The sequence below is a fragment of the Rhodanobacter sp. UC4443_H10 genome (assembly GCF_052978325.1).
This window is the reverse complement of record NZ_CM129668.1, coordinates 2,922,274-2,945,519: the sequence shown is the minus strand read 5'-3', so window position 1 is coordinate 2,945,519 and position 23,246 is coordinate 2,922,274. Positions and strand designations below refer to the sequence as shown.

Here is a 23,246-nt window from a genome sequence, read left to right as displayed (position 1 = left end):
CCTGATCCATCCCCTTCCCACGTTGTTCCGCTCATGCACGCACTTCCCCAGCAAGCCGGTCCGGTGATCCGGCTGCGCGATTACCAGCCGCCCGCCTGGCGCGTCGAGTCGATCGAACTGGAGGTCGAGCTCGGCATCGACGCCAGCGAAATCGCCGCACGCCTGCATCTGCGCCGCGATCCGGCGCAACCCCTGCCGCTGCGGCTGGATGGCGAGAACCTGCAACTGGTGTCGATCGCGCTCGATGGTCGCCAGCTGGATACCGAGGCGTACCGCTACGACGGCAGCGTGCTGGAGATCGACGGCGCGCACGACGGCAGCGTGCTGGAAACCCGCGTCCGCGTGCACCCGGCCGCCAACACCGCACTGGAGGGCCTGTACCTGTCCGGCCCGCGCGAGAGCGGCTTCCTGCTCACGCAGTGCGAGGCCGAGGGCTTTCGCCACATCACCTTCTTCCCCGACCGCCCCGACGTGCTGTCGACCTACACGGTGACCCTGCGTGCCGACCGCACCCGTTTCCCGGTGCTGCTGGCCGGCGGCAATCCGGCCGGCGCCGGCGAGCTGGAGGACGGCCGGCACTGGGCGCGATTCGTCGATCCGCACCCGAAACCGAGCTACCTGTTCGCGTTGGTCGCCGGCCACCTGGAAAGCATCGGGCGCGACTATCGCACCGCCGACGGCCGCGCCGTGCAGCTGAAGATCTGGGCCGAGGCCGACGCGATCGGCCGTTGCGGCTATGCGCTGGACGCGCTGGAACGCGCCATGCGCTGGGACGAGCAGCGCTACGGGCGCAACTACGACCTCGACGTGTTCCACGTCGTCGCCACCCACGATTTCAACATGGGCGCGATGGAGAACAAGGGCCTCAACATCTTCAATGCGAAATACCTGCTGGCCGATCCGGACTCCACCACCGACGACGAGTACCGCCACGTCGAGGCGGTCGTCGCACACGAGTACTTCCACAACTGGAGCGGCAACCGCGTCACCTGCCGCGACTGGTTCCAGCTCAGCCTGAAGGAAGGCCTCACGGTGTTCCGCGAGCAGAGCTTTTCGGCCGACATGAATTCCGCGCCGCTCAAGCGCATCGAGGACGTCGCCCTGCTGCGCCGCGCGCAGTTCCCCGAGGACGCCGGCCCGCTGGCCCATCCGGTGCGCCCGGCGCAGTACAGCGAGATCAACAACTTCTATACCGCCACGGTGTACGAGAAAGGCGCCGAGCTGGTGCGCATGCTGGCCGGGCGGCTCGGCGCGGATGGTTTCCGCCGCGGCATGGACCTGTATTTCGAACGCAACGACGGTCGCGCCGCCACGCTGGAGGATTTCCTCGGCGCGCTGGGCGAAGCCAACGGCGTCGATCTGATGGCGTACCTGGCCTGGTACGGCCAGAGCGGCACGCCGCGGCTGCGCGCGCACGGCCAGCACGACGCCGCACGCCGCGAGTACACGTTGACTCTCGGCCAGCACGCGGCGGCCGTCGCCGGCCAGTCGGCCCGCGCGCCGCTGCCGATTCCGGTGAAGCTGGCCCTGTTCGCGAGCGACGGCCGCATGCTGCCGCTGCAACTGGCCGGCGAGGCGAACGACGCCGGCAATGAACGCGTGGTGGTGCTGGAACAGGCCGAGCAGGCACTGGTGTTCACCGGCGTGGACGCGCCGCCGGTGCCATCCCTGCTGCGCGGCTTTTCGGCCCCGGTGATCCTGGAATGCGACTACACCCCGGCCGAACTGGCGCTGCTGCTGGCGCACGACCCGGATGGTTTCAACCGCTGGGAAGCAGGCCAGCTGCTGGCCGCACGCGCCTACGAGAACCTGCGCGACGGCGGCACCGACACCTCGTTGCAGGCCTGGGGCGATGCGCTGGCCCGCCTGTTCGCCGACGGCAACATGGACGATGCCCTGCTGGCCGACCTGCTCACCCCGCCGGGCGAGATCGAACTGGCCGAACGCGAAGGCGCGGTCGATCCCGAGCGCATCCACCAGCTGCGCCAGGCCTTGCAACGCAGGCTGGCCGAACGGCTCGGCGCCGACGCGCTGGAGCAGCGCTATCGCACGCTGGCCGCACGCCGCTCGACCGCGCTGGATGCCGCCAGCCAGGCCAGCCGTCGACTCAGCCGCCGCCTGCTGGAGTTGCTGGAGGCCTGCGCCAGCGAACGCGCGCAGCCATTGGCCGCGGCGCAGTACCACGACGCGCCGGGCATGACCGACCGCCTCGCCGCGCTCGCGGTGCTGGTGCGCGGCCAGTCCGCTGCGGGCGAACAGGCGCTGGCGGACTATCGCGAGCGCCACGCCGGCAATGCACTGGCGCTGGACAAGTGGTTTGCGGTGCAGGCGCAGTTGCCCGGCAACGCGGCGCTGCCGCGCGTGATGCGACTGGAAAAGGACCCGGCGTTCACCCTGCACAACCCGAACCGGGTGCAGTCGCTGCTGGGCTCGTTCGTGCGCGGCAACCCCAGCGGATTCCATCGCGCCGACGGCGCCGGCTATCGGTTCCTGACCGAGCGGCTGGGTACGCTGGACGCGCTCAACCCGCAGGTGGCAGCGCGCCTGGCCACGGCGTTCAACGGATGGCAGCGGCTGGAACCGGGGCGCCGTGCGCTGGCGCGGACGGCGATTGCGGAGCTGGCCGGCAGCGCCGGCCTGTCACGCAACCTGGGCGAAATCATCGGCAACGTGCTGAACCACTGAAATCCGCGCGACGCATGCGGGCAGCGGCCGATCGCTTCGGCTGCCTGGCGCGCACGGCATCGACGCCGCGCGGCGGCAGCCGGCATTTCAGACGGCCAGGTGGTCCAGCGCCTCGAGCAGGCTCTGCATGCGCGATTCCAGGTCCGGCTGCATGTCGTCGCGCACGTCGTTGTCGAACTCGCTCAGGTGGTCCATCGCCATCTCCACCTCGCCGATCTCGACCAGCAGGTCGTGATGCGGATAGACGGGCTGGAAATCGAAGTTCATGTCCATGGCGAATTCCTGAATGGCTCAATGGGTGGGTAGTGATGAACAAGCATCACCCGTGCCAATGTGTGATTCCCGTCACAGCCAACCTGCCGCGTCTGCCGCGACACTGACGTCCCGCGTCAGCTGTTGCCGCGAGCCGGCATAAAGTCCCCTTTCAGTCACCCTTCGTTCACGCGTTTCCGGCGAAGATCAACCTCACGTTTCACCTTCGAATTCCCATCGCTTTCTGGCGCCCGGCAATACGGTCATCCTGGATTCCCCCTGTTCCTGAGACCGCCTGGCGCCAGATCTACATGACACGAAGCCCCGCGCATGCCGCGGGGCTTCGTGTTTCCGGGCCTGGCGTCGCATCGCGCATCCACCGGCGCCACAAAAGACGACGGCACCCGAAGGTGCCGTCTTGCTTCCTCTCACGGTACGCGATCGAACCCCTGTCCGCTCGACCTCGGCGCGCGATCCTCGCGCAGCGTCTGCCCATGAAAGTGCAAGCCGGATGAAGCACGATCCATGCCACTTTCAGGCAATCTTCGACGGCAGACGTATCGCGTTACCATGACGCCCACTTTTGTCACTTTTGCGCGCTCCGGGCAACAGCATGCGTCACCCCACCTGCTACGACGTCATCGTGATCGGCGGCGGCCACGCCGGCACCGAGGCCGCGCTGGCCGCCGCGCGCACCGGCGCGCGCACCCTGCTGCTCAGCCACAGCATCGAGACGATCGGCCAGATGAGCTGCAATCCGGCCATCGGCGGCATCGGCAAGGGCCACCTGGTGAAGGAGATCGACGCGCTGGGCGGTGCCATGGCCCACGCCGCCGACCTTGCCGGCATCCAGTGGCGCACGCTGAACGCCTCGAAGGGCCCGGCCGTGCGCGCCACCCGCTGCCAGGCCGACCGTGCGCTGTACAAGGCGGCGATCCGGCGCATGGTGGAAACCCAGCCGAACCTCGAACTGTTCCAGCAGGCGGTGGACGACCTGATCATCGAGAACGGCCGCGTCTGCGGCGTGGTCACCCAGATGGGACTCGCCTTCGACGCGCGCACGGTGGTGCTTACCGCCGGCACGTTCCTCGCCGGCAAGATCCACATCGGCCAGGCGCAGTACGCCGGCGGGCGCGCCGGCGATCCGCCGGCCAGCACGCTGGCGCAAAGGCTGCGCGAGCTGCCGGTCGCCGCCGACCGGCTGAAGACCGGCACGCCGCCCCGCATCGACAGCCGCAGCATCGACTTCAGCGGGCTGGAAGAACAGCACGGCGACGATCCCGCGCCGGTGTTCTCCTATCTCGGCAACCGCGCCGAGCATCCGCACCAGGTCAGCTGCTGGATCACCCACACCAGCGAGCGCACCCACGAGATCATCCGCGGCGCGCTGGACCGCTCGCCGCTTTACACCGGCCAGATCGAGGGCGTCGGCCCGCGCTACTGTCCGTCGATCGAGGACAAAGTGGTGCGCTTCGCCGAGAAGTCGTCGCACCAGATCTTCATCGAGCCGGAAGGACTGGACACGTTCGAGATCTATCCGAACGGCATCTCCACCTCGCTGCCCTACGACGTGCAACTGGCGCTGGTGCACTCGATCCCCGGCTTCGAGCACGCCCACATCACCCGCCCCGGCTACGCCATCGAGTACGACTACTTCGATCCGCGCGGACTTCACCCCTGGCTCGAAACGAAGGCGATCCCCGGCCTGTACTTCGCCGGCCAGATCAACGGCACCACCGGCTACGAGGAAGCCGCCGCGCAAGGCCTGCTCGCCGGGCTCAACGCCGCGCTGGCCGTGCAGGGCAAGGCACCGTGGTATCCGCGCCGCGACGAGGCATACATCGGCGTGCTGATCGACGACCTCACCAGCAACGGCACCATCGAGCCGTACCGCATGTTCACCTCGCGCGCCGAATACCGCTTGCACCTGCGCGAGGACAACGCCGACCTGCGCCTGACCGAGCAGGGGTTCGCGCTGGGCGTGGTGCCGCCGGCACGCGTCGAGGCGCTGCGCGCCAGGCGCGAGGCGGTCGAGCGGGAACTGCAGCGCCTCGGCGGCCTGTGCGCCGCGCCGGCCAATGCACTGGGTGCGGCGCTCGAGCGCCAGCTCGGCATCGCGCTCAGCCGCGAAACCAGCGCGGTCGACCTGCTGCGCCGGCCCGAACTCGACTACGCCAGCCTCGCCGGCGTGCCCGGGTTCGGCCCGCCGGTGGCGCGCCAGGACGTGGCGGCGCAGGTCGAGGTGCAAGTGAAGTACGCCGGCTATCTCGAACGCCAGCGCGAAGAGATCGAGCGCCAGCGCCGGCACGAACACACCGCGATCCCGGCCGACTTCGACTATGACAAGGTGCGCGGGCTGTCGGCGGAAGTGCTGCTCAAGCTCAAGCGCTCGCTGCCGGCGACGCTGGGCCAGGCCGCGCGCGTCAGCGGCGTCACTCCCGCGGCGATCTCGCTGCTGCTGGTCCACCTGAAGCGCCGCGACGCAGCCTGAGAATCGCCCCCTGCTCCCGGCACAGCGCCGGCGCGCACACTCATGGCATCATGCGCACTCCACACAGCCCCGGGGAGTGCGCAATGGAAATCTGGATCGGCCGCGACGGCGAACGGCATGGGCCATACAAGGAAAGTGACGTGCGCGAGTGGTTGCGCAGCGGCAAGGTCAGCTCCGACGATCTCGCCTGGTACGAAGGCCTGGCCGACTGGCAGCCGCTGTCGGTACTGTTCCGCGACGCGGTACCGGCCGCCACTCCGCCTGCCGACAACCCCTACGCGGCACCGGCCACCCCGCTGCAGGCGCTGCCGCAGACCACCGCCGCGGTGCTGGAGGATTACGCCGGCTTCTGGAAGCGGTTGGCGGCGTACATCCTCGACGCGATCGTGCTGTACATCCCCAACAACCTGGTGATCATGCGCTCGATGGGCGACGGTGCCGCGCAGGAGACGATGAAGCAGGCGATGATGGCGGCGCCCGGCGATCCGCACGTGATGCTCGCCGCCTACGGCCAGTACTACGCGACGATGGGCACGGCGATCCTGCTCACCGCCGTGCTGACCTGGCTGTATTTCGCCGTGTGCGAAAGCTCGCCGTGGCAGGCCACGCTGGGCAAGCTGGCGCTGGGCATCCGCGTCACCGACCTCGAAGGCCGGCGGATCAGCTTCTGGCGGGCACTGGGCCGCTACCTGGCCAAGTTCCTCAGCACGATCATCCTCTTCATCGGCTTCATGATGGCCGGCTGGACGCGCCGCAAGCAGGCCCTGCACGACATGCTCTGCAGCACTCTGGTGCTCAACGGCCGCGCCAGCGAGTTCAAGCCGGATGCCACTGCGACCGGCAAGAGCAACTCCTTCAGCGCCTGATCGGCCTTGCTCCACGCACGGCGCCGCGGTTCGTCCGCGGCGCCGTTTTCATTGGCGCGCCGACGATTCCCGGGCGCTTGTTATCATCAACGGCTTGAACTTTTCATTCGGCGGCATCGCGCCGCCGCCAGGAACGCTCCACCCATGCCCAGCATCGAACAACGCATTGCCCACGACATCGCCGCGAAGACCGAACAGGTGCGCGCGGCGGTGGACCTGCTCGACGGCGGCGCCACCGTGCCGTTCATCGCGCGCTACCGCAAGGAAGTCACCGGCGGCCTAGACGACACCCAGCTGCGCCTGCTGGAAGAACGCCTGCGCTACCTGCGGGAACTGGAAGAGCGCCGCGCGGCGATCCTCGCCAGCGTCGAGGAACAGGGCAAGCTCGACGACGCCTTGAAGGCGGACATCCTCGCCGCCGACACCAAGGCGCGGCTGGAGGATCTGTACCTGCCGTACAAGCCCAAGCGCCGCACCAAGGCGCAGATCGCCCGCGAGGCCGGGCTGGAACCGTTGGCGACTGGCCTGCGCGAGGACCCCACGCGATCGCCGGAGGCCTTCGCCGAAGCGTTCGTGGATGCGGACAAGGGCGTGGCCGACGTGCGCGCCGCACTCGACGGCGCGCGCGCAATCCTGATGGAAGCGATCGCCGAGGACGCGCACCTGGTCGGCGAGCTGCGCGACTGGCTGTGGTCGCAAGGGCAGATTCGCGCCAAGGTGGTCGCGGGCAAGGAGAACGAAGGCGCCAAGTTCCGCGACTACTTCGACCACGTCGAGCCGATCGGCAAGATTCCCTCGCACCGCCTGCTGGCGCTGATGCGTGCGCGCAACGAGGGCGTGATCGAACTGGAACTGGCGCCCGCCGCCGACAGCGAACAGGGCCACGCCGAGGGCGAGGGCCGCGTCGCGGCGCACGCGAACATCCACGACCGCGGTCGTGCCGCCGACGCCTGGCTGCGCGAGACGGTGCGCCTGACCTGGCGCGTAAAGCTGCACCTGCACCTCACGCTGGACCTGTTCGGCCGCGTGCGCGAAGGCGCCGAGGACGAGGCGATCCGCGTGTTCGGCGACAACCTGAAGGACCTGATGCTGGCCGCGCCGGCCGGCGCCAAGACCGTGATGGGGCTCGATCCCGGCATCCGCACCGGCTGCAAGGTGGCGGTGGTCGACGCCACCGGCAAGCTGCTGGCCACCGACACGATCTACCCGCTGGAGCCGCGGCGGCAGTGGAACGAATCGCTGGTTTCGCTGGCGAAGCTGTGCAAGCAGCACAACGTCGACCTGATCGCGATCGGCAACGGCACCGGCTCGCGCGAGACCGACAAGCTGGCCGGCGAGCTGATCAGGAAGCTGGCCGACGCGAAGCTGTCGAAGATCGTGGTGAGCGAGGCCGGCGCCTCGGTGTATTCGGCCTCCGAACTCGCCGCGAAGGAGTTCCCCGGACTGGACGTGAGCCTGCGCGGCGCCGTCTCGATCGCGCGCCGCCTGCAGGACCCGCTGGCCGAGCTGGTCAAGATCGAACCGAAGGCGATCGGCGTGGGCCAGTACCAGCACGACGTGAACCAGATCAAGCTGGCGCGCGCGCTGGACGCCAAGGTGGAGGACTGCGTCAACGCCGTCGGCGTGGACGTGAACACCGCCTCGGCCGCGCTGCTCGCGCGCGTGGCCGGGCTGTCCGCTTCGGTGGCCGAGAATGTGGTGAAGCACCGCGATGCGAACGGCCCGTTCCCGAACCGCAAGGCGCTGCTGAAGGTGCCGCGGCTCGGCGACAAGGCCTTCGAGCAGTGCGCCGGTTTCCTGCGCGTGCCCGGCGGCGACAACCCGCTGGACGCCAGCGCGGTGCATCCGGAAGCCTACCCGGTGGTCGAGCGGATCATCGCCCAGTGCGGCCGCGAGGTGCGCAACATCATCGGCGACGCCGGCTTCCTGCGCGGGCTCAAACCCGAGCAATTCACCGATGAAAAGTTCGGCGTGCCGACCGTGCGCGACATCCTGAAAGAGCTGGAAAAGCCCGGCCGCGACCCGCGCCCGGAGTTCGTGGCGCCGCGCTTTGCCGAAGGCGTCGAGGACGTGAAGGATCTGAAGCCCGGGATGATCCTGGAAGGCCGCGTCACCAACGTCGCCGCATTCGGTGCCTTCGTCGACATCGGCGTGCACCAGGACGGCCTGGTGCATGTCTCGGCGCTGTCGCACAGCTTCGTGAAGGACCCGCGCGACGCGGTGAAGGCCGGCGACATCGTCAAGGTCAAGGTGATGGAGGTGGACCTTCCGCGCCAGCGCATCGGCCTCAGCATGCGCCTGGACGACGAACCGGGGCAGGCGCGCGGCAGCCGTCCGGGCGCCGGCAGCGATGCCCGTGGCGGCTCGCGCGACGGCCGCGGCCCGCGTCCGGGGGGCGGCGCACCCAAGCCCGCGGCCGCGCCCGCCAGCAACGCCTTCGCCGACGCGTTCGCGCGCGCCGGCAAGCGCTGAAGCGCCGACCACCATCCGCCTGCGGCGGCGATGCGCTGCAGCATGCGGTTCCGTATGGAATACCGTACCGTAACCCGCAACGAACAAGGCCATCCCGGCCGAGGAGTACTTCCATGCTTCGCACCCGCCATCTGGCCGGCGCCATCGCAACCGCCATGCTGTTCAGCACGGCCGCCGCAGCCGCCGATTTCAGCAACGTCATCGTCTTCGGCGACAGCCTGAGCGACAACGGCAACATCTCGCTGGCCAGCGCACCGACGATCCAGCCGCCGCTGCGCTTCACCACCAACCCGGGCACCACCGCGGCGGAGAACGTGGCGACGGGCCTGGGCTTCACGCTGGCGCCGTCGGCGGCCGGCGGCACCGACTACGCCTGGGGCGGCGCGGGCTTCGTCAACAACGTCGCCGCGGTACCGACCATCGCCCAGCAGCTGCAGATGTACCTCGGCGCGAACGGCGGCAAGGCCGACTCGCGTGCGCTGTACCAGGTCTGGGGCGGCGCCAACGACATCTTCTACCTGAGCGGCACGCTGAGCGATCCGAACGCGATCTCCGCCGGCGCGGTCAATGCGGCGCAGACCGAGCTTGGCGTGCTCGCCGGCCTGCAGGCGGCCGGCGCGAAATACGTGCTGGTCTACAACCTGCCCGATCTCGGCAAGACCCCGCAGGCCGCGCTCGGCGGCGCCACCGCACAGGCCGGCGCCAGCCAGCTCGCCGTGCTCTACAACGGCGTGCTCAACAGCGGCCTGGCGCAACTGAGCAACAACGGCCTGAACATCATCCCGGCGAACACCTACGCGCTGCTCAACGAAGTGATCGCCAACCCGGGCGCCTACGGTTTCAGCAACGTCACCGCGCCGGCCTGCGGCGCCGGTTCCAGTTCGGTGCAGTGCGGCCCGCAGGGCTCGGGCCTGCCGTACAGCTACGCGGCCGGCGCCGACCAGACCTACCTGTTCGCCGACGGCGTGCACCCGACCACCGCCGCCCACGCCATGCTGGGCCAGTACGTGCTGTCGGTGATCCACGCGCCGGAGCAGATCTCGCTGCTCGGCGAAGCGCCGCTGGCGGCGAGCGCCGTGCAGAACCGCGTGATGCGCGACCAGATGCTGACCACCGGCAAGGACGGCGACGTGCGCACTTTCGTCAACATCGACTACGCCCGGCAACGCTTCGACGCCAGCAACAACTCGCCGCGCACCAACAGCGACAACCTCAACTTCACCCTGGGCGCGAACTATTTCGCCGGCGAGCACGTCACTGCCGGCGTGGCGCTCGGCGTCGGCCAGCACAACGCCGACTTCTCCGGCGGCGGCGGCTACAAGCTGCAGGACGTCAGCGGCCTGGGCTACGTCGGCTACCACAACGGTGGCGGCTACGTGGGCGGCTACGTCAACTTCGGCCAGTCCAACTTCAAGGACATCGAGCGCCGCATGAACATCGGCGCGATGCAGCGCACCGAGACCGGCAAGACCGACGGCTCGCACCTTGGCGGCGGCGTCACCGGCGGCTGGTGGTTCGAGCTGGGCAACGACTTGCAGACAGGCCCGTTCGCCACCGTCGACTGGGAGACCGTGAAGATCAGCGGCTACAGCGAGAGCGGCAACGACAGCAGCGCGATGTGGTTCGGCCGCCAGCAGCGCGACTCGCTGATATCCACCCTCGGCTGGCGCCTGCGCGGCCAGTGGCAGGTCAACAACCTGGTGATGTCGCCGTATGCCGAACTGGGCTGGAACCACGACAGCAAGGCCGATGCACGTGAGGTCCGCGCCGGCCTCAACAGCATGAACGGCAGCTTCGCGCTGACCGGCTTCAGCCCCGACCAGAGCTGGGGCGCCGCCACGCTGGGGCTGTCCGCCCGGCTGACCCCCAGCGTGCAAAGCTGGATCGGCTACAGCGGCCGCTTCGGCGACAACAGCCAGAAGTACAACAGCGTCAACATGGGCGTGCGGATCGACCTCTGATCCGGCCAGGCCGCGACTCGGCCGGCCCGGGCCGGGTCACATCCATGAAAAAGCCGCCCGCTGATGCGGGCGGCTTTTTCTTTGCGAGCTTCCCGCTCGACGCGGGAGAGTCTGCAGCGACTTACTTGTTCTTGCCGTTGGTGGCGAGGCCGAGGATGGTCATCGCCTCCTGCTTGAGCTTCGCCGCCTCGGCCGGGTCCAGCGGCTGCACGTCGCTGCCGACCTGGTGCTGCTTCAGCACCAGCGTGCCGTCATCGCTCCAGCCGGCACGGTCGATCGAGGAGGGCTTGCCGTCGCGGCTGGCCATGTGCTGCTGCACGATCGCCCACGGCTTGCCGTCCTTGTAGGCGTAGTCGGTGCTGGTGAAGCCGTCCTTGGTGTACTCGACCAGCTCGCGGATGAACTGGATCTGGCCGTCCTGGCGGAACAGCTGCCAGCCGCGCGAGGCATCCTTCTCCAGCTTGGTGCCGTGGTTGACCTTCATCGCACCGAGCTGCTTCTGCACGTCGTCGAATGCGGCCAGCAATTTTTCCCCGGGGGTCTGCTCGGCGACCAGCTGGATCGACACCGCGTCGTTCTGGCTGCCCTTGGCCAGCACCGGCGCCTGGATCGGCATCACGTACTGGCGCTCGCCGTCGGTCAGGATCGCCTGCACCACGTACAGGTCGTTCGGCTTGACGTCGGCGGGGTTGAAGGTGAGCTTGAACGGCTGCGGAAAGCTGCCGGCCGGCGAGGTCTTGGTGGCCAGCGGTGCGGAGCCGACCGCGGTGGAGGAGACATCGACCAGGTTCAGCACCAGCGTTGCCTTGTCCGAAGGCTGCGGCGTACCTGCGCGCAGGGAGATCGTGCCGCTGACTTCGCTGGGGATCGATACCTTGGCCGCACTTTCGGCGTTGGCGGGACCGCCGTTTGCGGCCTGATCCGACGACGAACCTTGGCAGCCGGCGAGGGCCAGCGCAGCAACCGATACCAGCGACAAAACCGTCTTGCGCATGCCAGAAACCTCTTTATGCGTGAAATCGACACGTGGTCGCGCGGGCCTGGTGGCGCCACGACTCTACGCGGGGGAGCCTGCAAGCATATCGCAAAAAAGCGGGCGCGGAAAAGTCAATCCCCGCCTGCCCGCCGTGCGCGCGCGTACGCTGCATGCCGGCGCTGCAGCGCTTTCAGCGTCGATGCAAGGCGCGATGGGCGATGTCGCGGCGGTGAAACGCACCCTCCCAGCGCAGCCTGCCGACCGCCGCATAGGCGCGCTCGCGCGCCGCGGCAAGATCGCTGCCCAGCGCACACACGCAGAGCACGCGCCCGCCCGACGTCACCACGCGACCCTGCGCGTCGCGGGCGGTGCCGCCGTGGAACACCTTCACGTCGCCATCGTCGATGTCGTCCAGGCCCGCGATCGAATCGCCCGTGCGCACGCGTCCGGGGTAACCGGCGGCGGCCATCACCACGCCAATGGAGGGGCGGCTGTCCCAGCGCGCGCGGGTCTGCGCCAGATGGCCGTCCAGCGCGGCGTCGATCAGCTCGACCAGATCGGACTTCAGCCGCAACAAGATCGGTTGGGTTTCCGGGTCGCCGAAGCGCACGTTGAACTCGATCACCTTCGGCGCGCCGGACTTGTCGATCATCAGGCCGGCGTAGAGGAAGCCGATGAAAGGCGCGCCCTCGGCCGCCATGCCGCGCAGGGTCGGCTCGATCACTTCCTTCAGGATGCGCTGCTCGACTTCCGGCGTGACCACCGGCGCCGGCGAGTACGCGCCCATGCCGCCGGTGTTCGGACCGAGGTCGCCCTCGTCGCGGCGCTTGTGGTCCTGGCTGGAAGCCATCGGCAACGCGTGGCTGCCGTCGCTCATCACGATGTAGCTGGCCTCCTCGCCGTCGAGGAATTCCTCGATCACCACCCGCGCCGAGGCGTCGCCGAACGCGTGCGCGCCGAGCATGTCGTGCAGCGCCAGTTCCGCATCGGCCAGGGTCAGCGCCACCACCACGCCCTTGCCGGCAGCGAGGCCGTCGGCCTTGATCACGATCGGCGCGCCCTGCCGGCGTACGTAGGCCAGCGCGGGATTGAGTTCGGTGAACACCGCGTAGTGCGCGGTGGGGATGTTGTGCCGCTGCAGGAAATCCTTGGCGAACGCCTTGGAACCTTCCAGCTGCGCGGCGATCGCGCGCGGCCCGAAGATGCGCAGGCCGGCGGCGCGGAACTTGTCGACCACGCCGGCCACCAGCGGCACCTCGGGACCGACCACGGTCAGCCCGACCTTCTCGCGTTTCGCCAATTGCAGCAGGCCGTCGAGGTCGTTCATCGCGACCTCGGCGTTGCGCACGCCCGGTTCGCGCGCGGTACCGGCGTTGCCGGGAGCCACGATCACCTCGTCGACCTGCACGGACTGCCCGAGCTTCCACGCCAGCGCGTGCTCGCGTCCGCCGCTGCCGATGACCAGAACCTTCATTGCCGCACTCCCGCTCGCCACCCGGCGCAGTCGCCCATTGTAGCGGCAGCGATCCGCCGCCCGGGCGTCAGCCTGGCGGTTGCAGCAGCGCCAGCAGCGCCGCGCGCGGCAGCTTGCCGGTTTCGTTGCGCGGCAAGGCGGCCACCCGCTTCAGCGGGCGTGGCAGGAACAGCGGATCGATCGCGCGACGCAGCGCGTCGAGGATGGCGTGCTCGTCCAGCTCCGGCGCCACCACCAGCGCGGCGATGCGGTGCACGCCGAGCGCGTCGCCGTCACCGTGCTGGAACACCACGCCGTCGCGCACGCCGGGAATCGCCAGCAGGCGGCGGGTGAGGTCGGCCAGCGAGGCGCGCTTGCCGGCGATCTCCAGCATGTCCGCATGCCGTCCGCACAGGCGGAAACGGCGGCCGTCGCGCGACAGGCTGACCAGGTCGGCCAGGCTGACCGGCGCGCCGAGCTGCGGCGCCTCGACCGCGGTGCCATCGGGTTGCGGGTGCAGGGTCACGTCGTCGTACAGCAGCCAGTCTTCGTCCACGGTGGGGCGGCGGCTGGCGAACACGCAGGTTTCGGTGGAGCCGAACACTTCCAGCAGCGGCGCGGCGAAGCGCTGCTCGGCGGCGCGCGCCAGCCCGACCGGCAACGGCGCGGTGGCCGATACCATCGCCGCGACCGCCGGCAGCTCGATGCCCGAATCGATCAGCGCGCGCAGATGCACCGGCGTGGTCACCAGCACCCGCGGTGCCGGCACCGCGGCCAACGCGGCGGCCACGTCGGCGGGAAAGAACGGGCGGCCGGTGTGCACGCCGACATCGCCCAGCAGCGGCAACAGCACCGACATCTCCATGCCGTACATGTGCTGCGGCGGCACCGTGGCGACCAGCTCGAAGCGCTCGCCGACAATGGCATGCAGCCGCGCCAGGTTGCCCGCGTTGCTGGCGTGGAAACTGCCCCAGGTCTTCGGGTTCGGCATCGGCGTGCCGGTGGAGCCGGAGGTGTAGCCGATCGCCACCACCCGGTCGGCCGGCAAGGTCGGCCAGGGCGCCTCGACGTACGCCGGTCGCGGCGCGTCGAACGACGGCAGTTGCTGATAACCGGGCGGCGCCGGGTCGAGCCGCTGATCTCCCAGCGCGTGGCACCCGGGGTGAGCCTTCATCACCTCGTCCACCGCCTGCGGCGCACGCGAGGACGGCAGCAGGTTGGCCTGGCCGCGCAACGCCACCGCGCAGAACGCGACCAGGAAGGCGTAGCGGTCCTCGCACAGGTTCACCACCGCCGGTGCGTGCGGCAGCGACGCCGCCACCGCGCGGACCTCGGCGAGGAAGTGTCCGGCGCTGATTGCCTCGCCCTCCCGCCAGGCCACCACCCGCGCCGGGTCCGCAGCCGCCAGCAAGGGCAGCAGCGGTGGAAGCTCGCGCTGGCGCGGGTCGTGGACGGTAACCAAACGGCTGTCTCCGTGGATGCTCAAATGGCGTGCGGCAGCATCGCGCCGCCACGCGGACGGTGGCGTGAATGCCCCGACGTGCGCTCCCCCCGCACGTTCAGGCGCGGATGATAGCGCCCGAAAGGGCGTCGCGAATCACCGTGGGGCTGGATTGGCCACCCAGCGGGGCATCCAGCAGGCCGTCCAGGGCATCGCCGAAATACTCGGCCACGGTCTGCGCGGCGCGGGCCGGCGGCTGCCCGTGCGGGTTGGCGCTGGTCGACACCAGCGCGCCGCCGAAGGCACGGCACAGTAACGCCGTCGGTTCGTGCGCGCTGACCCGCAGCGCGACGCCGGCATGCGCGCCGGCCACCCAGTCGGGCACCCATGCCGAGCGCGGGAAAATCCACGTGTACGGCCCCGGCCAGCTGGCGCGCACCTGCCGCAGCACCGCATCGGGCACCGCCGCGAAGTCGATGCAGGGTTCGACCTGGCTGAAGTCCGCCGCGATCAGCAGCACGCCCTGCGTCGATGGGCGCTGCTTCAGCGCGAACACCCGCTCGAACGCGCCGCGGTCGAACGGATCGCAGCCGAGGCCGAACACCGCCTCGGTCGGATAGGCGAGCACGCCGCCGCCATGCAGCAGTGCAGCAGCGGCATCGACTTCGTCGAGCGTGAAACGCTGCAGCATCAGGCGCCGGCCTTGCCGGCAAGAGACTTCTTCGCCGCGGTCTTCTTCGTGGCGGTTTTCTTCGCCGCGGCTTTTTTCGCGGCCGTCTTTTTCGCCGGCGCCTTCTTCGTCGCGGCCTTCTTCACTGCGGCCTTCTTCGCCGGCGCGGCCTTCTTCGCGGCGGCTTTCCTGGTCGCCGTCTTCTTGCCGAAGCGGCCCTTCTTCACCGGCGCGGCGGCAAGCAGTTCGAGGCACTGTGCCTCGGTCAGCAGCTTCGGTTCCTGCTCCTTCGGGATGCGTGCGTTCTTCTCGCCATCGGTGATGTAGGCGCCGTAGCGGCCGTTGAGCACCTGCACGCCGTTGCCGAAATCGAGAATCATCCGGTTGGCCAGCATCTCCAGCTTGTCGGCCACCAGTTGCAGCGCACGCGGCAGTTCGATCGTGTACGGATCATCCTCGGGCTTGAGCGAAGCGTAGGTGCTGCCCTGCTTCACGAACGGGCCGAAACGGCCGATGCCGACGCTGACCTCGTCGCCGTTGTCCGCCTGGCCGAGCTGGCGCGGCAGCTTGAAGAGCTCCAGCGCCTCGGCCAGGCTGATCGTGTGCATGCTCTGGCCCGGGCGCAGCGAGGCGAACTGCAGTTTCTCGTCGCTGTCCTTGTCGCCGATCGCGGCATACGGCCCGAAGCGGCCCAGCCGCACGAACACCGGCTTGCCAGTCTTCGGATCGCTGCCCAGTTCGCGTGCACCGGTGGCCTCGCTGCGGTCGACCGACTCGGCCTTCTCGTCCACCTGCTGCTTGAACGGCAGCCAGAAGCGCTGCATCAATGGCACCCAGGCTTCCTCGCCGCGACTGACCGCGTCGAGCTCGTCCTCCAGCTTGGCGGTGAAGTCGTAATCGACGTATTGGGTGAAGTGCTGGGTGAGGAACTTGCTCACCGCGCGACCCACGTCGCTGGGCTTGAAGCGGCGGCTGTCGAGGAACACGTATTCGCGGTTCTGCAGTACCTGGATGATGCTGGCGTAGGTCGACGGGCGGCCGATGCCATGTTCTTCCAGCGCCTTGACCAGGCTTGCCTCGGAGTAGCGCGGTGGCGGCTCGGTGAAGTGCTGGTCGGCGACGATCTCGTGCAGCGGCACCGCCTCGCCTTTCGCCAGCCGCGGCAGGCGGCGGCCTTCGTCGTCGTCCTCGGCGGTCTTCTGGTCGCGGCCTTCCTCGTATACGGCGAGGAAGCCGGGATCGACCACGGTGGTGCCGCTGGCGCGGAACGAGGCGTCGCCACCGGGGGCGTCCGGCAACGCGAACTCCACCGTGACGGTGTTCAACGTGGCATGGATCATCTGGCAGGCGACGGTGCGCTTCCAGATCAGCTCGTACAGCTTGCGCTGGTCGTCGTTGAGGAAGGCGGCCACCGATTTCGGCGTGTGCATCGCCGAGGTGGGGCGGATCGCCTCATGCGCTTCCTGCGCATTCTTCGACTTGGTCTTGTATACCTGCGCCGCGTCCGGCAGCGCCTTCGCGCCGAAGTCGCGGGCAATCAGCTGGCGCAGCTCGGCCATCGCGTCGTCGCCGAGCATGGTCGAGTCGGTACGCATGTAGGTGATCAGGCCGACGTTGCCCTCGTCGCCCAGCGCCACGCCTTCGTACAGGCCCTGCGCCACCTTCATCGTGCGGCTGGTGGTGAAGCCGAGCTTGCGCGCGGCCTCCTGCTGCAGGGTGGAGGTGGTGAACGGCGCGGCCGGGCGGCGCTTGCGCTCCTTCGAGGTGACGTCGCTGACCGTGAGCTGGCCGCGTGCGGCCTGCTTCAGCGCCGCACGCGCGGCTTGGGCATCGGCTTCGTTGGTGAGGTCGAACTGCTCGAACTTCTTGCCGTTGAGACGCGACAGCCGCGCACTGAAGTCGCCTTCGACGTGCTTGAGCTGCGCTTCCACGGTCCAGTACTCGCGCGCCTTGAACGCCTCGATCTCTTCCTCGCGCTCGACGATCATGCGCAGCGCCGGCGACTGCACGCGGCCGGCGGAAAGCCCGCGCTGCACCTTGCGCCACAGCACCGGCGACAGGTTGAAGCCGACCAGGTAGTCCAGCGCGCGGCGCGCCTGCTGCGCGTCGACCAGGTCGTGCGAGAGCTGGCGCGGCGCGGCCACCGCGGCCTTGATCGCCTTCGGCGTGATCTCGGAGAACACCACCCGGTGCAGCTGCTTGCCCTTGGTCAGGCCGCGCTCCTTCAGGATCTCGCTGATGTGCCAGCTGATCGCCTCGCCTTCGCGATCCAAGTCGGTCGCCAGATAGATGTCGTCAGCCTCCCGAGCCGCCTTGGCGATCGCGTCGACGTGTTTCTGGTTGCGCTCGATCACCTCGTAGGCCATCGCGAAACCGTGCTCGGTGTCGACCGCGCCCTCCTTCGGCTTCAGGTCGCGCACGTGACCGTAGGATGCGAGGACCTGGAAGTCCTTGCCGAGGTATTTGTTGATCGTCTTGGCCTTGGCCGGTGATTCGACGATGAGCAGGTTTTTTGCCATGAAGCGGGATATCCAAAAGTGAACCACCGGCGCTTCCGTGCCGGACATATATATAGTTGAAACCACGCCATGGCTTCGGCTGTCAAGCCCGCAGGGACGTGGGCATGACCTGGTAGGCGTTGCCCGACCGGCGTTCGATGCGCCCGTCCAGTTCCAGCATCAGCAGCATCGAGGACAGTGCCGCGGCCGACAGCTCGGTGCGCTGCACAAGTTCATCCATTGTCGCCGGTTCGTGGCCAAGTGCGGACAACAATCGTCGATAATCGGCGTCCGCCGCGGTCGCCGTCGTGACGGTTCCGACCTCCTCGCCACCCAACCGAGCGGCCAGTTCGAGGCCCAGTGAACGCGCCGCGGGGGCCAGCAATTCGACGATTTCCGCCGCGCATTCCACCAGTCGCGCGCCATCGCGGATCAGCCGGTGGCAGCCGCTGGCCAGCGGATTGTGGATCGATCCTGGCAGCGCGAACACCTCGCGGCCCTGCTCGGCGGCCAGTCGCGCGGTGATCAGCGAACCCGAACGCAGCCCCGCCTCGACCACCAGCACCCCCAGCGCCAGCCCGGAGATGATCCGGTTGCGGCGGGGGAAATGGTCGGCCCGCGCCGCCGTGCCGGGCGGAAATTCGCTGACCAGCGCGCCGTGTTCGACCAGGCGCCGGGCCAACGCGTGGTGTTTGCGCGGATACACCCGATCGGGCCCGGTACCGATCACCGCCAGCGTCTTCGCGCCGGCATCCAGTGCGGCGGCGTGTGCCGCGCCGTCGATGCCGTCGGCCATGCCGCTGGTAATCGTGAAACCCGCCTCGGCCAGCGTACGGGCGAACGCCCGCGCGTGCGCCATGCCGCTGGCGCTGGCGGCGCGCGCGCCGACGATGGCCACCTGCGGATGCAGCAGCAGGCTCGCATCGCCCGCCACGAACAGCACCGCCGGCGGCTGCGGGATGTGCTCCAGCTGCGGCGGGAAATCCGCATCCGTGCAACGCAGCAGCCGGTGCCCGGGCTCGGCCAGCCAGGCCAGGTCCTGCGCCAGGCGCGCCTCGTCCGGGTGCTCCAGCCAGGCCAGCGCGGCGGGATCGAGCCCGGCACCGTCACGGCGCAACTGCGCCAGCGCGGCATGGATGTCGCCGTCGCCGCGATCCAGCCACTGGCGCAGGCCGCCGGGACCGAGCCCGGGCGTGCGCAGCGCGGTCAGCCAGGCGCGGTGGTCGTCATCAGGGTGCGGATCATGCATGCCCGGGAGTGTACGCAGCGACCGCAGACGAAGACGGCGCGGTGGTGGCCGCGCCGTCGTGTAGGAGGATGCCGTTGCGATGGCCGCTATTCGGGCATGGTCAGCCGGCCGCCGGCGTGTACCGGGCGCAGGCTGTCCATCACCAGGCCGTAGCTGACCCGGTCGAAGGTGCGGAACACCATGACGTGGCCGACGTACTCGTCCGGCAGCTTGACCTTTTCGCCTACGCCGCGGTTCCAGCTGTTGCTGGCCACATCGTCGTGGATGGTCTCGCCGGGCTCGAAGATCGAGAACGTGGTGCCGTTGTCGACGCCGTCGCGGGCACCCACCGAGAGCAGCACCACCTGGCGCGAACCCGCCGCGCGCAGGGCGTCGGCGAAACCGATCACCTTGGCGTCGGCCGGCAGCGACTTCGGCGCATGCGGGTAGTAGTACGCGTCGTACGGATGCTCGTCGATCGGCATGATGCGGTCGCCGCTGCGGATCTCGCGGGTGGAGTCGAGCAGCAGCAGGGTGGCCGGATCACCGGTGCGCAGGGTCTCGGCGGTGCCGATCACCGTCACCTCGACGCCGAGGTCGTCGCCCTTGCCATAGTGGCCGTCGTTGCGCGAATCCTCGCGCCACGGCGCATTGACCATTGCCGCGTTGCTGTCCAGGCCGTGCGCCACCAGGTCGGCATCGGCCGGATCGTTCTGGTCGAAGCCGCGGAACACGTGGCTGGGCCGCACGATCGCCCAGCGCTGGCCCGGCTCGCCCTGCAAGCCGCGCACGTAAAGGTTCTGGCCGACGGCGCCGCGCAGGCGGTTCTCTTCCAAGCCGACCACGTAGGGCGCGGAACTGACTGCGTTGGAATCCAGCACGCGCATGTCCTTCAGGAACATCTTCAGCTGGCTGAGCGGAATCGCCGGCACTGCCTCGCCTTCGCGATGCGCGCTGGGCTCCAGCCGCAGGCTCGGGCCGTTGATGAAGGACAGGTTGAGCACGTCGCCGGGATAGATCAGGTGGGGATTGCGCACCTGCGGGTTGGCCTGCCAGATCTCCGGCCACAACCACGGCTTGGCCAGGAATTTGGCGGAGATGTCCCACAACGTGTCGCCACGGCGAACGGTGTAGCTGTCGGGGTGATTGGCACGCAATTGCGCGCCCGCGGCATAGACGGTCAGGGTGACCAGCATGCCGGCCAGCAACACGATTGTCTTTCTGATCATTGGCGGGAATCCCCCTTCCCCAGATGCTCGGTCGAGTGTAACCGAATGGTTAACCCGCGCAACCGGCGCGGGTTGGCGAAAATCGTCTGCGCTCGCGTGCTTGCCGACGTACAATGATGCACATTCTAGATCGCGTCGGGGTGGGATTTTTACCAAGTCGCCCGCACTTTCGACGCCGAGGTGATGCCATGTCCGTACTTTCCATCCTGGAGTTCCCCGACCCGCGCCTGCGCACCCGCGCCGCGCCGGTCACCGCGTTCGACGCGAAGCTGAAGCAGTTCGTGGCCGACATGTTCGAAACCATGTACGCGGCCAACGGTGTCGGCCTGGCCGCCACCCAGGTCAACGTGCACCAGCGGGTGCTGGTGACCGACATGAGCGAGGGGCGCAACCAGCCGCTGGCGCTGATCAATGCCCAGCTGCTGGAAAAGGATGGCTCGCAGGTCTACCAGGAGGGCTGCCTGTCGTTTCCCGGCTTGTACGCCGACGTCACCCGCGCGCTGAAGGTGAAGGTCAAGGCGCAGGACGTGGACGGCAAGGAGATCGTGGTGGATGCCGAAGGGCCGCTGGCGGTGTGCATCCAGCACGAGATGGACCATCTCGACGGCAAGGTCTTCGTCGATTACCTCTCGCCGCTCAAGCGCAGCCTGCTGCTGAAGCGGCTCGACAAGCAGCGCAAGCAGGCGGCGGGTGCTTGAGTAGCGCCGGCCTGCGGCTGGCCTTTGCCGGCACCCCCGAATTCTCCGTGCCCTGCTTCGAGGCGTGCCGCAACAGCGGCGCGGAGCTGGTGGCCGTCTATACCCAGCCCGACCGCCCGGCCGGCCGCGGCCGCAAGCTGGCGCCCAGCCCGGTCAAGCAGGCCGCACTGGCCGCCGGGGTGACCGTGGAACAGCCCGAGTCGCTGAAATCCGCCGACGTGCAGCAGCGGCTCGCCGATTACCGCCCCGACCTTTTGGTGGTGGTCGCCTATGGCCTGATCCTGCCGCGCAAAGTGCTCTCGATCCCCCGCCTGGGTTGCTGGAACGTGCACGCAAGCGTGCTGCCGCGCTGGCGCGGTGCCGCGCCGATCCAGCGCGCAATCCTCGCCGGCGACGCCGAGAGCGGGGTCGACCTGATGCAGATGGAGGCCGGCCTCGATACCGGTCCGGTGCTGTTGCGGCGGCGCACCCCGATCCGCCGCGACGACACCGGCGGCTCGCTGCACGATCGCCTCGCCGCGCTGGGCGCCGAGCTGCTGGCCGAGGGCCTGCGCCGTACCCTGGCGGGCGAGACGCTGGTCGCCACGCCGCAGCCGACCGACGGCGTGACCTACGCGCACAAGCTGGACAAGGCCGAGGCGAAGCTCGACTTCCGCCGTCCGGCCATCGAGCTGGAACGCCAGGTGCGCGCATTCGACCCGTGGCCGGTAGCCGAGGCGGAGATCGCCGGCGAATCGCTGCGGATCTGGGCCGCGCGCGCCATCGAAGTGGACCACCATGCCGCCCCGGCCAGCGTGCTGGCGGCCGGGCGCGAAGGCATCGACGTCGCCTGCGGCAGCGGCGCCCTGCGCATCACCGCGGTGCAGCGCGCCGGCGGCAAGCGCATCGGCGCGACGGACTACCTCAACGCCCGCCCCGACCTGCGCCCGCGCCCGTGAAAACCGATACCCGCGCCCTCGCCGCCAGGGGTCTGGCCGAGATCGCCCTGCGCGGCGCCTCGCTGCGCGAAGTGATGGAGCGCAACGCGCCGAGGTTGGCCGATCCGCGCGACCGCGCGCTGCTGATGGCCCTGCTCAGCGAAGGCGCGCGCTGGTGGCTGCGCTTCGACCCGGCCATCGACGGCCTGCTGGAGGAATCCCTGCGCCCCAAAGACCCGGCGGTGCATGCGCTGCTGGTGCTGGGGCTGGTGCAACTGGAAATCCTCGAACTGCAGGATTACGCCGCCGTGGCGGCCACCGTGGAGGCGGTGCGTGCGCTGAAGCGCCCGCAGCTCGCCGGCCTGGTCAATGCCGTGCTGCGCCGCTGGCAGCGCGAACGGACCGCGCGGCTGGCCGCGCTCGACGCCAACCCCGCCACCCGCCACGCCCACCCCGCCTGGCTGGCCGCGGCGCTCGAACGCGACTGGCCGCAACAGGCCGCCGCGGTGATGGCGGCCGACAACGGCGAGCCGCCACTGATGCTGCGGGTCAATCGCCGGCGCTGCCAGCGCGACACGCTGATCGGCCAACTGCAGGCTGCCGGTCACGCGGCCAGCGCCCACCCGTGGCTGGCCGACGCGCTGGTGCTGCCGCACAGCACCGACGTCACCCGGCTGCCGGGCTTCGACGCCGGCCACTTCGCAGTGCAGGACGGCGCCGCCCAGGTCGCCGCCGACCTCGCCGAGCTGCGCGACGGCCTGCGCGTGCTGGATGCGTGCGCCGCGCCCGGCGGCAAGGCCTGCCATCTGCTGGAGCGCGCCGAGATCGACCTCACCGCGCTGGAGTTCGAACCCGCGCGCGCCGAACGCATCCGGCAGAACCTGATGCGGCTGCGGCTGGACGCGAAGATCGTGGTCGGCGACGCCGGCGTGCCCGCGCGCTGGTGGAAGGGCCAGCTGTTCGACCGCATCCTGGTCGATGCCCCATGCTCGGCAACCGGCGTGCTGCGCCGGCGACCGGACGTGCGCCTGCACCGACGCGAAAGCGATATCGCCGCGATGGGCGCGCAGCAACGGCGCATCCTCGCCGCGCTGTGGCCATTGCTGGCGCCGGGCGGGCGGCTGGTCTACATCACCTGCTCGGTGCTGCGCGCGGAGAACGAGGCCGTGGTCGGCACGTGGCTGGCGCAGCAAGCGGATGCCCAGGCCGTGCCGCTCAGCCTGCCGATCGGCCAGGCCGCCGCGGTGGGCTGGCAGATCCTGCCCGGCGACGGCGATCTCGACGGCATGTATTACGCGGTAGTGCACAAGCGCGGCTGAGCACCTCGCGGCCGCGCCGCCACAGGGCGGGGCTGTGCGGGATCGCGCCGGCCGTTTATGCTTGCCCTCCCTGTCCCCGCAGCGGAACTC

The 23,246-nt window shown here is 69.4% G+C and carries 16 protein-coding genes; 8 read left to right on the top strand and 8 right to left on the bottom strand.

What is annotated here, in order from left to right; translation table 11 throughout:
* Positions 1–33 precede the first annotated feature (33 nt).
* Positions 34–2,685 (top strand): aminopeptidase N, encoded by a 2,652-nt coding sequence (gene pepN, locus ACVCMB_RS13335; protein ID WP_447097520.1) that lies wholly within the window; start codon positions 34–36, stop codon positions 2,683–2,685.
* An 87-nt stretch (positions 2,686–2,772) separates the two neighbouring features.
* On the opposite strand, the gene ACVCMB_RS13330 is transcribed toward pepN, so the two are convergent.
* Positions 2,773–2,958, bottom strand: coding sequence for a hypothetical protein (locus ACVCMB_RS13330; protein ID WP_395121002.1), 186 nt, complete (start codon positions 2,956–2,958; stop codon positions 2,773–2,775).
* Positions 2,959–3,550: 592 nt separating this feature from the next.
* Here ACVCMB_RS13330 and mnmG point away from each other — a divergent pair.
* From mnmG to ACVCMB_RS13310, 4 genes are all read left to right on the top strand, one after another.
* Positions 3,551–5,428 (top strand): tRNA uridine-5-carboxymethylaminomethyl(34) synthesis enzyme MnmG, encoded by a 1,878-nt coding sequence (mnmG, locus tag ACVCMB_RS13325; RefSeq protein ID WP_447105364.1) that lies wholly within the window; start codon positions 3,551–3,553, stop codon positions 5,426–5,428.
* An 83-nt stretch (positions 5,429–5,511) separates the two neighbouring features.
* Entirely contained in the window at positions 5,512–6,294 is a 783-nt protein-coding gene (locus ACVCMB_RS13320; RefSeq protein WP_447105363.1) for an RDD family protein, read from the top strand.
* A gap of 144 nt (positions 6,295–6,438) precedes the next feature.
* Positions 6,439–8,766: a Tex family protein gene (locus tag ACVCMB_RS13315; protein ID WP_447105362.1), complete on the top strand. Its 2,328-nt coding sequence runs from the start codon at positions 6,439–6,441 to the stop codon at positions 8,764–8,766.
* A 113-nt stretch (positions 8,767–8,879) separates the two neighbouring features.
* Positions 8,880–10,727, top strand: a complete 1,848-nt coding sequence (locus tag ACVCMB_RS13310) for an autotransporter domain-containing protein (protein ID WP_447105361.1) — start codon at positions 8,880–8,882, stop codon at positions 10,725–10,727.
* A gap of 121 nt (positions 10,728–10,848) precedes the next feature.
* On the opposite strand, the gene ACVCMB_RS13305 is transcribed toward ACVCMB_RS13310, so the two are convergent.
* The 7 genes from ACVCMB_RS13305 to ACVCMB_RS13275 form a co-directional block, all read right to left on the bottom strand.
* Positions 10,849–11,721 (bottom strand): YbaY family lipoprotein, encoded by an 873-nt coding sequence (locus ACVCMB_RS13305; RefSeq protein WP_447097525.1) that lies wholly within the window; start codon positions 11,719–11,721, stop codon positions 10,849–10,851.
* Positions 11,722–11,893: 172 nt separating this feature from the next.
* Entirely contained in the window at positions 11,894–13,177 is a 1,284-nt protein-coding gene (gene purD, locus ACVCMB_RS13300) for a phosphoribosylamine--glycine ligase (RefSeq protein WP_447097526.1), read from the bottom strand.
* A gap of 67 nt (positions 13,178–13,244) precedes the next feature.
* The gene (locus ACVCMB_RS13295; RefSeq protein WP_447105360.1) at positions 13,245–14,618 is read right to left on the bottom strand and encodes an AMP-binding protein; all 1,374 of its coding nucleotides are present in this window, start codon (positions 14,616–14,618) and stop codon (positions 13,245–13,247) included.
* Positions 14,619–14,715: 97 nt separating this feature from the next.
* Positions 14,716–15,288 carry an L-threonylcarbamoyladenylate synthase gene (locus ACVCMB_RS13290; protein ID WP_447105359.1) on the bottom strand — a complete coding sequence of 191 codons (573 nt, stop codon included), beginning with the start codon at positions 15,286–15,288 and terminating at the stop codon, positions 14,716–14,718.
* The gene (locus ACVCMB_RS13285) at positions 15,288–17,786 is read right to left on the bottom strand and encodes a DNA topoisomerase I (RefSeq protein WP_447097529.1); all 2,499 of its coding nucleotides are present in this window, start codon (positions 17,784–17,786) and stop codon (positions 15,288–15,290) included. The genes ACVCMB_RS13290 and ACVCMB_RS13285 overlap by 1 nt, the downstream gene beginning before the upstream one ends.
* An 82-nt stretch (positions 17,787–17,868) precedes the next feature.
* On the bottom strand, positions 17,869–19,014 hold the full coding sequence (gene dprA, locus ACVCMB_RS13280; RefSeq protein WP_447105358.1) for a DNA-processing protein DprA: 1,146 nt from the start codon (positions 19,012–19,014) through the stop codon (positions 17,869–17,871).
* 86 nt (positions 19,015–19,100) lie between these two features.
* Entirely contained in the window at positions 19,101–20,222 is a 1,122-nt protein-coding gene (locus ACVCMB_RS13275; protein WP_447105357.1) for a LysM peptidoglycan-binding domain-containing protein, read from the bottom strand.
* Positions 20,223–20,410: 188 nt separating this feature from the next.
* Between ACVCMB_RS13275 and def the strand changes: the two genes are divergently transcribed.
* Genes def through rsmB form a run of 3 tightly spaced genes read left to right on the top strand, consistent with a single transcriptional unit; the run spans position 20,411 to position 23,156 of the window.
* A complete protein-coding gene (def, locus tag ACVCMB_RS13270) occupies positions 20,411–20,920 on the top strand; it encodes a peptide deformylase (protein WP_447105356.1) in 510 nt (169 codons plus the stop codon).
* A gap of 11 nt (positions 20,921–20,931) precedes the next feature.
* The gene (fmt, locus tag ACVCMB_RS13265) at positions 20,932–21,858 is read left to right on the top strand and encodes a methionyl-tRNA formyltransferase (protein ID WP_447107175.1); all 927 of its coding nucleotides are present in this window, start codon (positions 20,932–20,934) and stop codon (positions 21,856–21,858) included.
* A complete protein-coding gene (gene rsmB, locus ACVCMB_RS13260; RefSeq protein WP_447105355.1) occupies positions 21,855–23,156 on the top strand; it encodes a 16S rRNA (cytosine(967)-C(5))-methyltransferase RsmB in 1,302 nt (433 codons plus the stop codon). Before fmt ends, rsmB begins: the two co-directional genes overlap by 4 nt.
* The last annotated feature ends 90 nt before the right edge of the window (positions 23,157–23,246 follow it).

Coding starts and splice junctions, on each gene's coding strand:
- pepN (WP_447097520.1), top strand. CDS start 34: ATGCACGCACTTCCCCAGCAAGCCGGTCCGGTGATCCGGCTGCGCGAT.
- ACVCMB_RS13330 (WP_395121002.1), bottom strand. CDS start 2,958: ATGGACATGAACTTCGATTTCCAGCCCGTCTATCCGCATCACGACCTG.
- mnmG (WP_447105364.1), top strand. CDS start 3,551: ATGCGTCACCCCACCTGCTACGACGTCATCGTGATCGGCGGCGGCCAC.
- ACVCMB_RS13320 (WP_447105363.1), top strand. CDS start 5,512: ATGGAAATCTGGATCGGCCGCGACGGCGAACGGCATGGGCCATACAAG.
- ACVCMB_RS13315 (WP_447105362.1), top strand. CDS start 6,439: ATGCCCAGCATCGAACAACGCATTGCCCACGACATCGCCGCGAAGACC.
- ACVCMB_RS13310 (WP_447105361.1), top strand. CDS start 8,880: ATGCTTCGCACCCGCCATCTGGCCGGCGCCATCGCAACCGCCATGCTG.
- ACVCMB_RS13305 (WP_447097525.1), bottom strand. CDS start 11,721: ATGCGCAAGACGGTTTTGTCGCTGGTATCGGTTGCTGCGCTGGCCCTC.
- purD (WP_447097526.1), bottom strand. CDS start 13,177: ATGAAGGTTCTGGTCATCGGCAGCGGCGGACGCGAGCACGCGCTGGCG.
- ACVCMB_RS13290 (WP_447105359.1), bottom strand. CDS start 15,288: ATGCTGCAGCGTTTCACGCTCGACGAAGTCGATGCCGCTGCTGCACTG.
- ACVCMB_RS13285 (WP_447097529.1), bottom strand. CDS start 17,786: ATGGCAAAAAACCTGCTCATCGTCGAATCACCGGCCAAGGCCAAGACG.
- dprA (WP_447105358.1), bottom strand. CDS start 19,014: ATGCATGATCCGCACCCTGATGACGACCACCGCGCCTGGCTGACCGCG.
- ACVCMB_RS13275 (WP_447105357.1), bottom strand. CDS start 20,222: ATGATCAGAAAGACAATCGTGTTGCTGGCCGGCATGCTGGTCACCCTG.
- def (WP_447105356.1), top strand. CDS start 20,411: ATGTCCGTACTTTCCATCCTGGAGTTCCCCGACCCGCGCCTGCGCACC.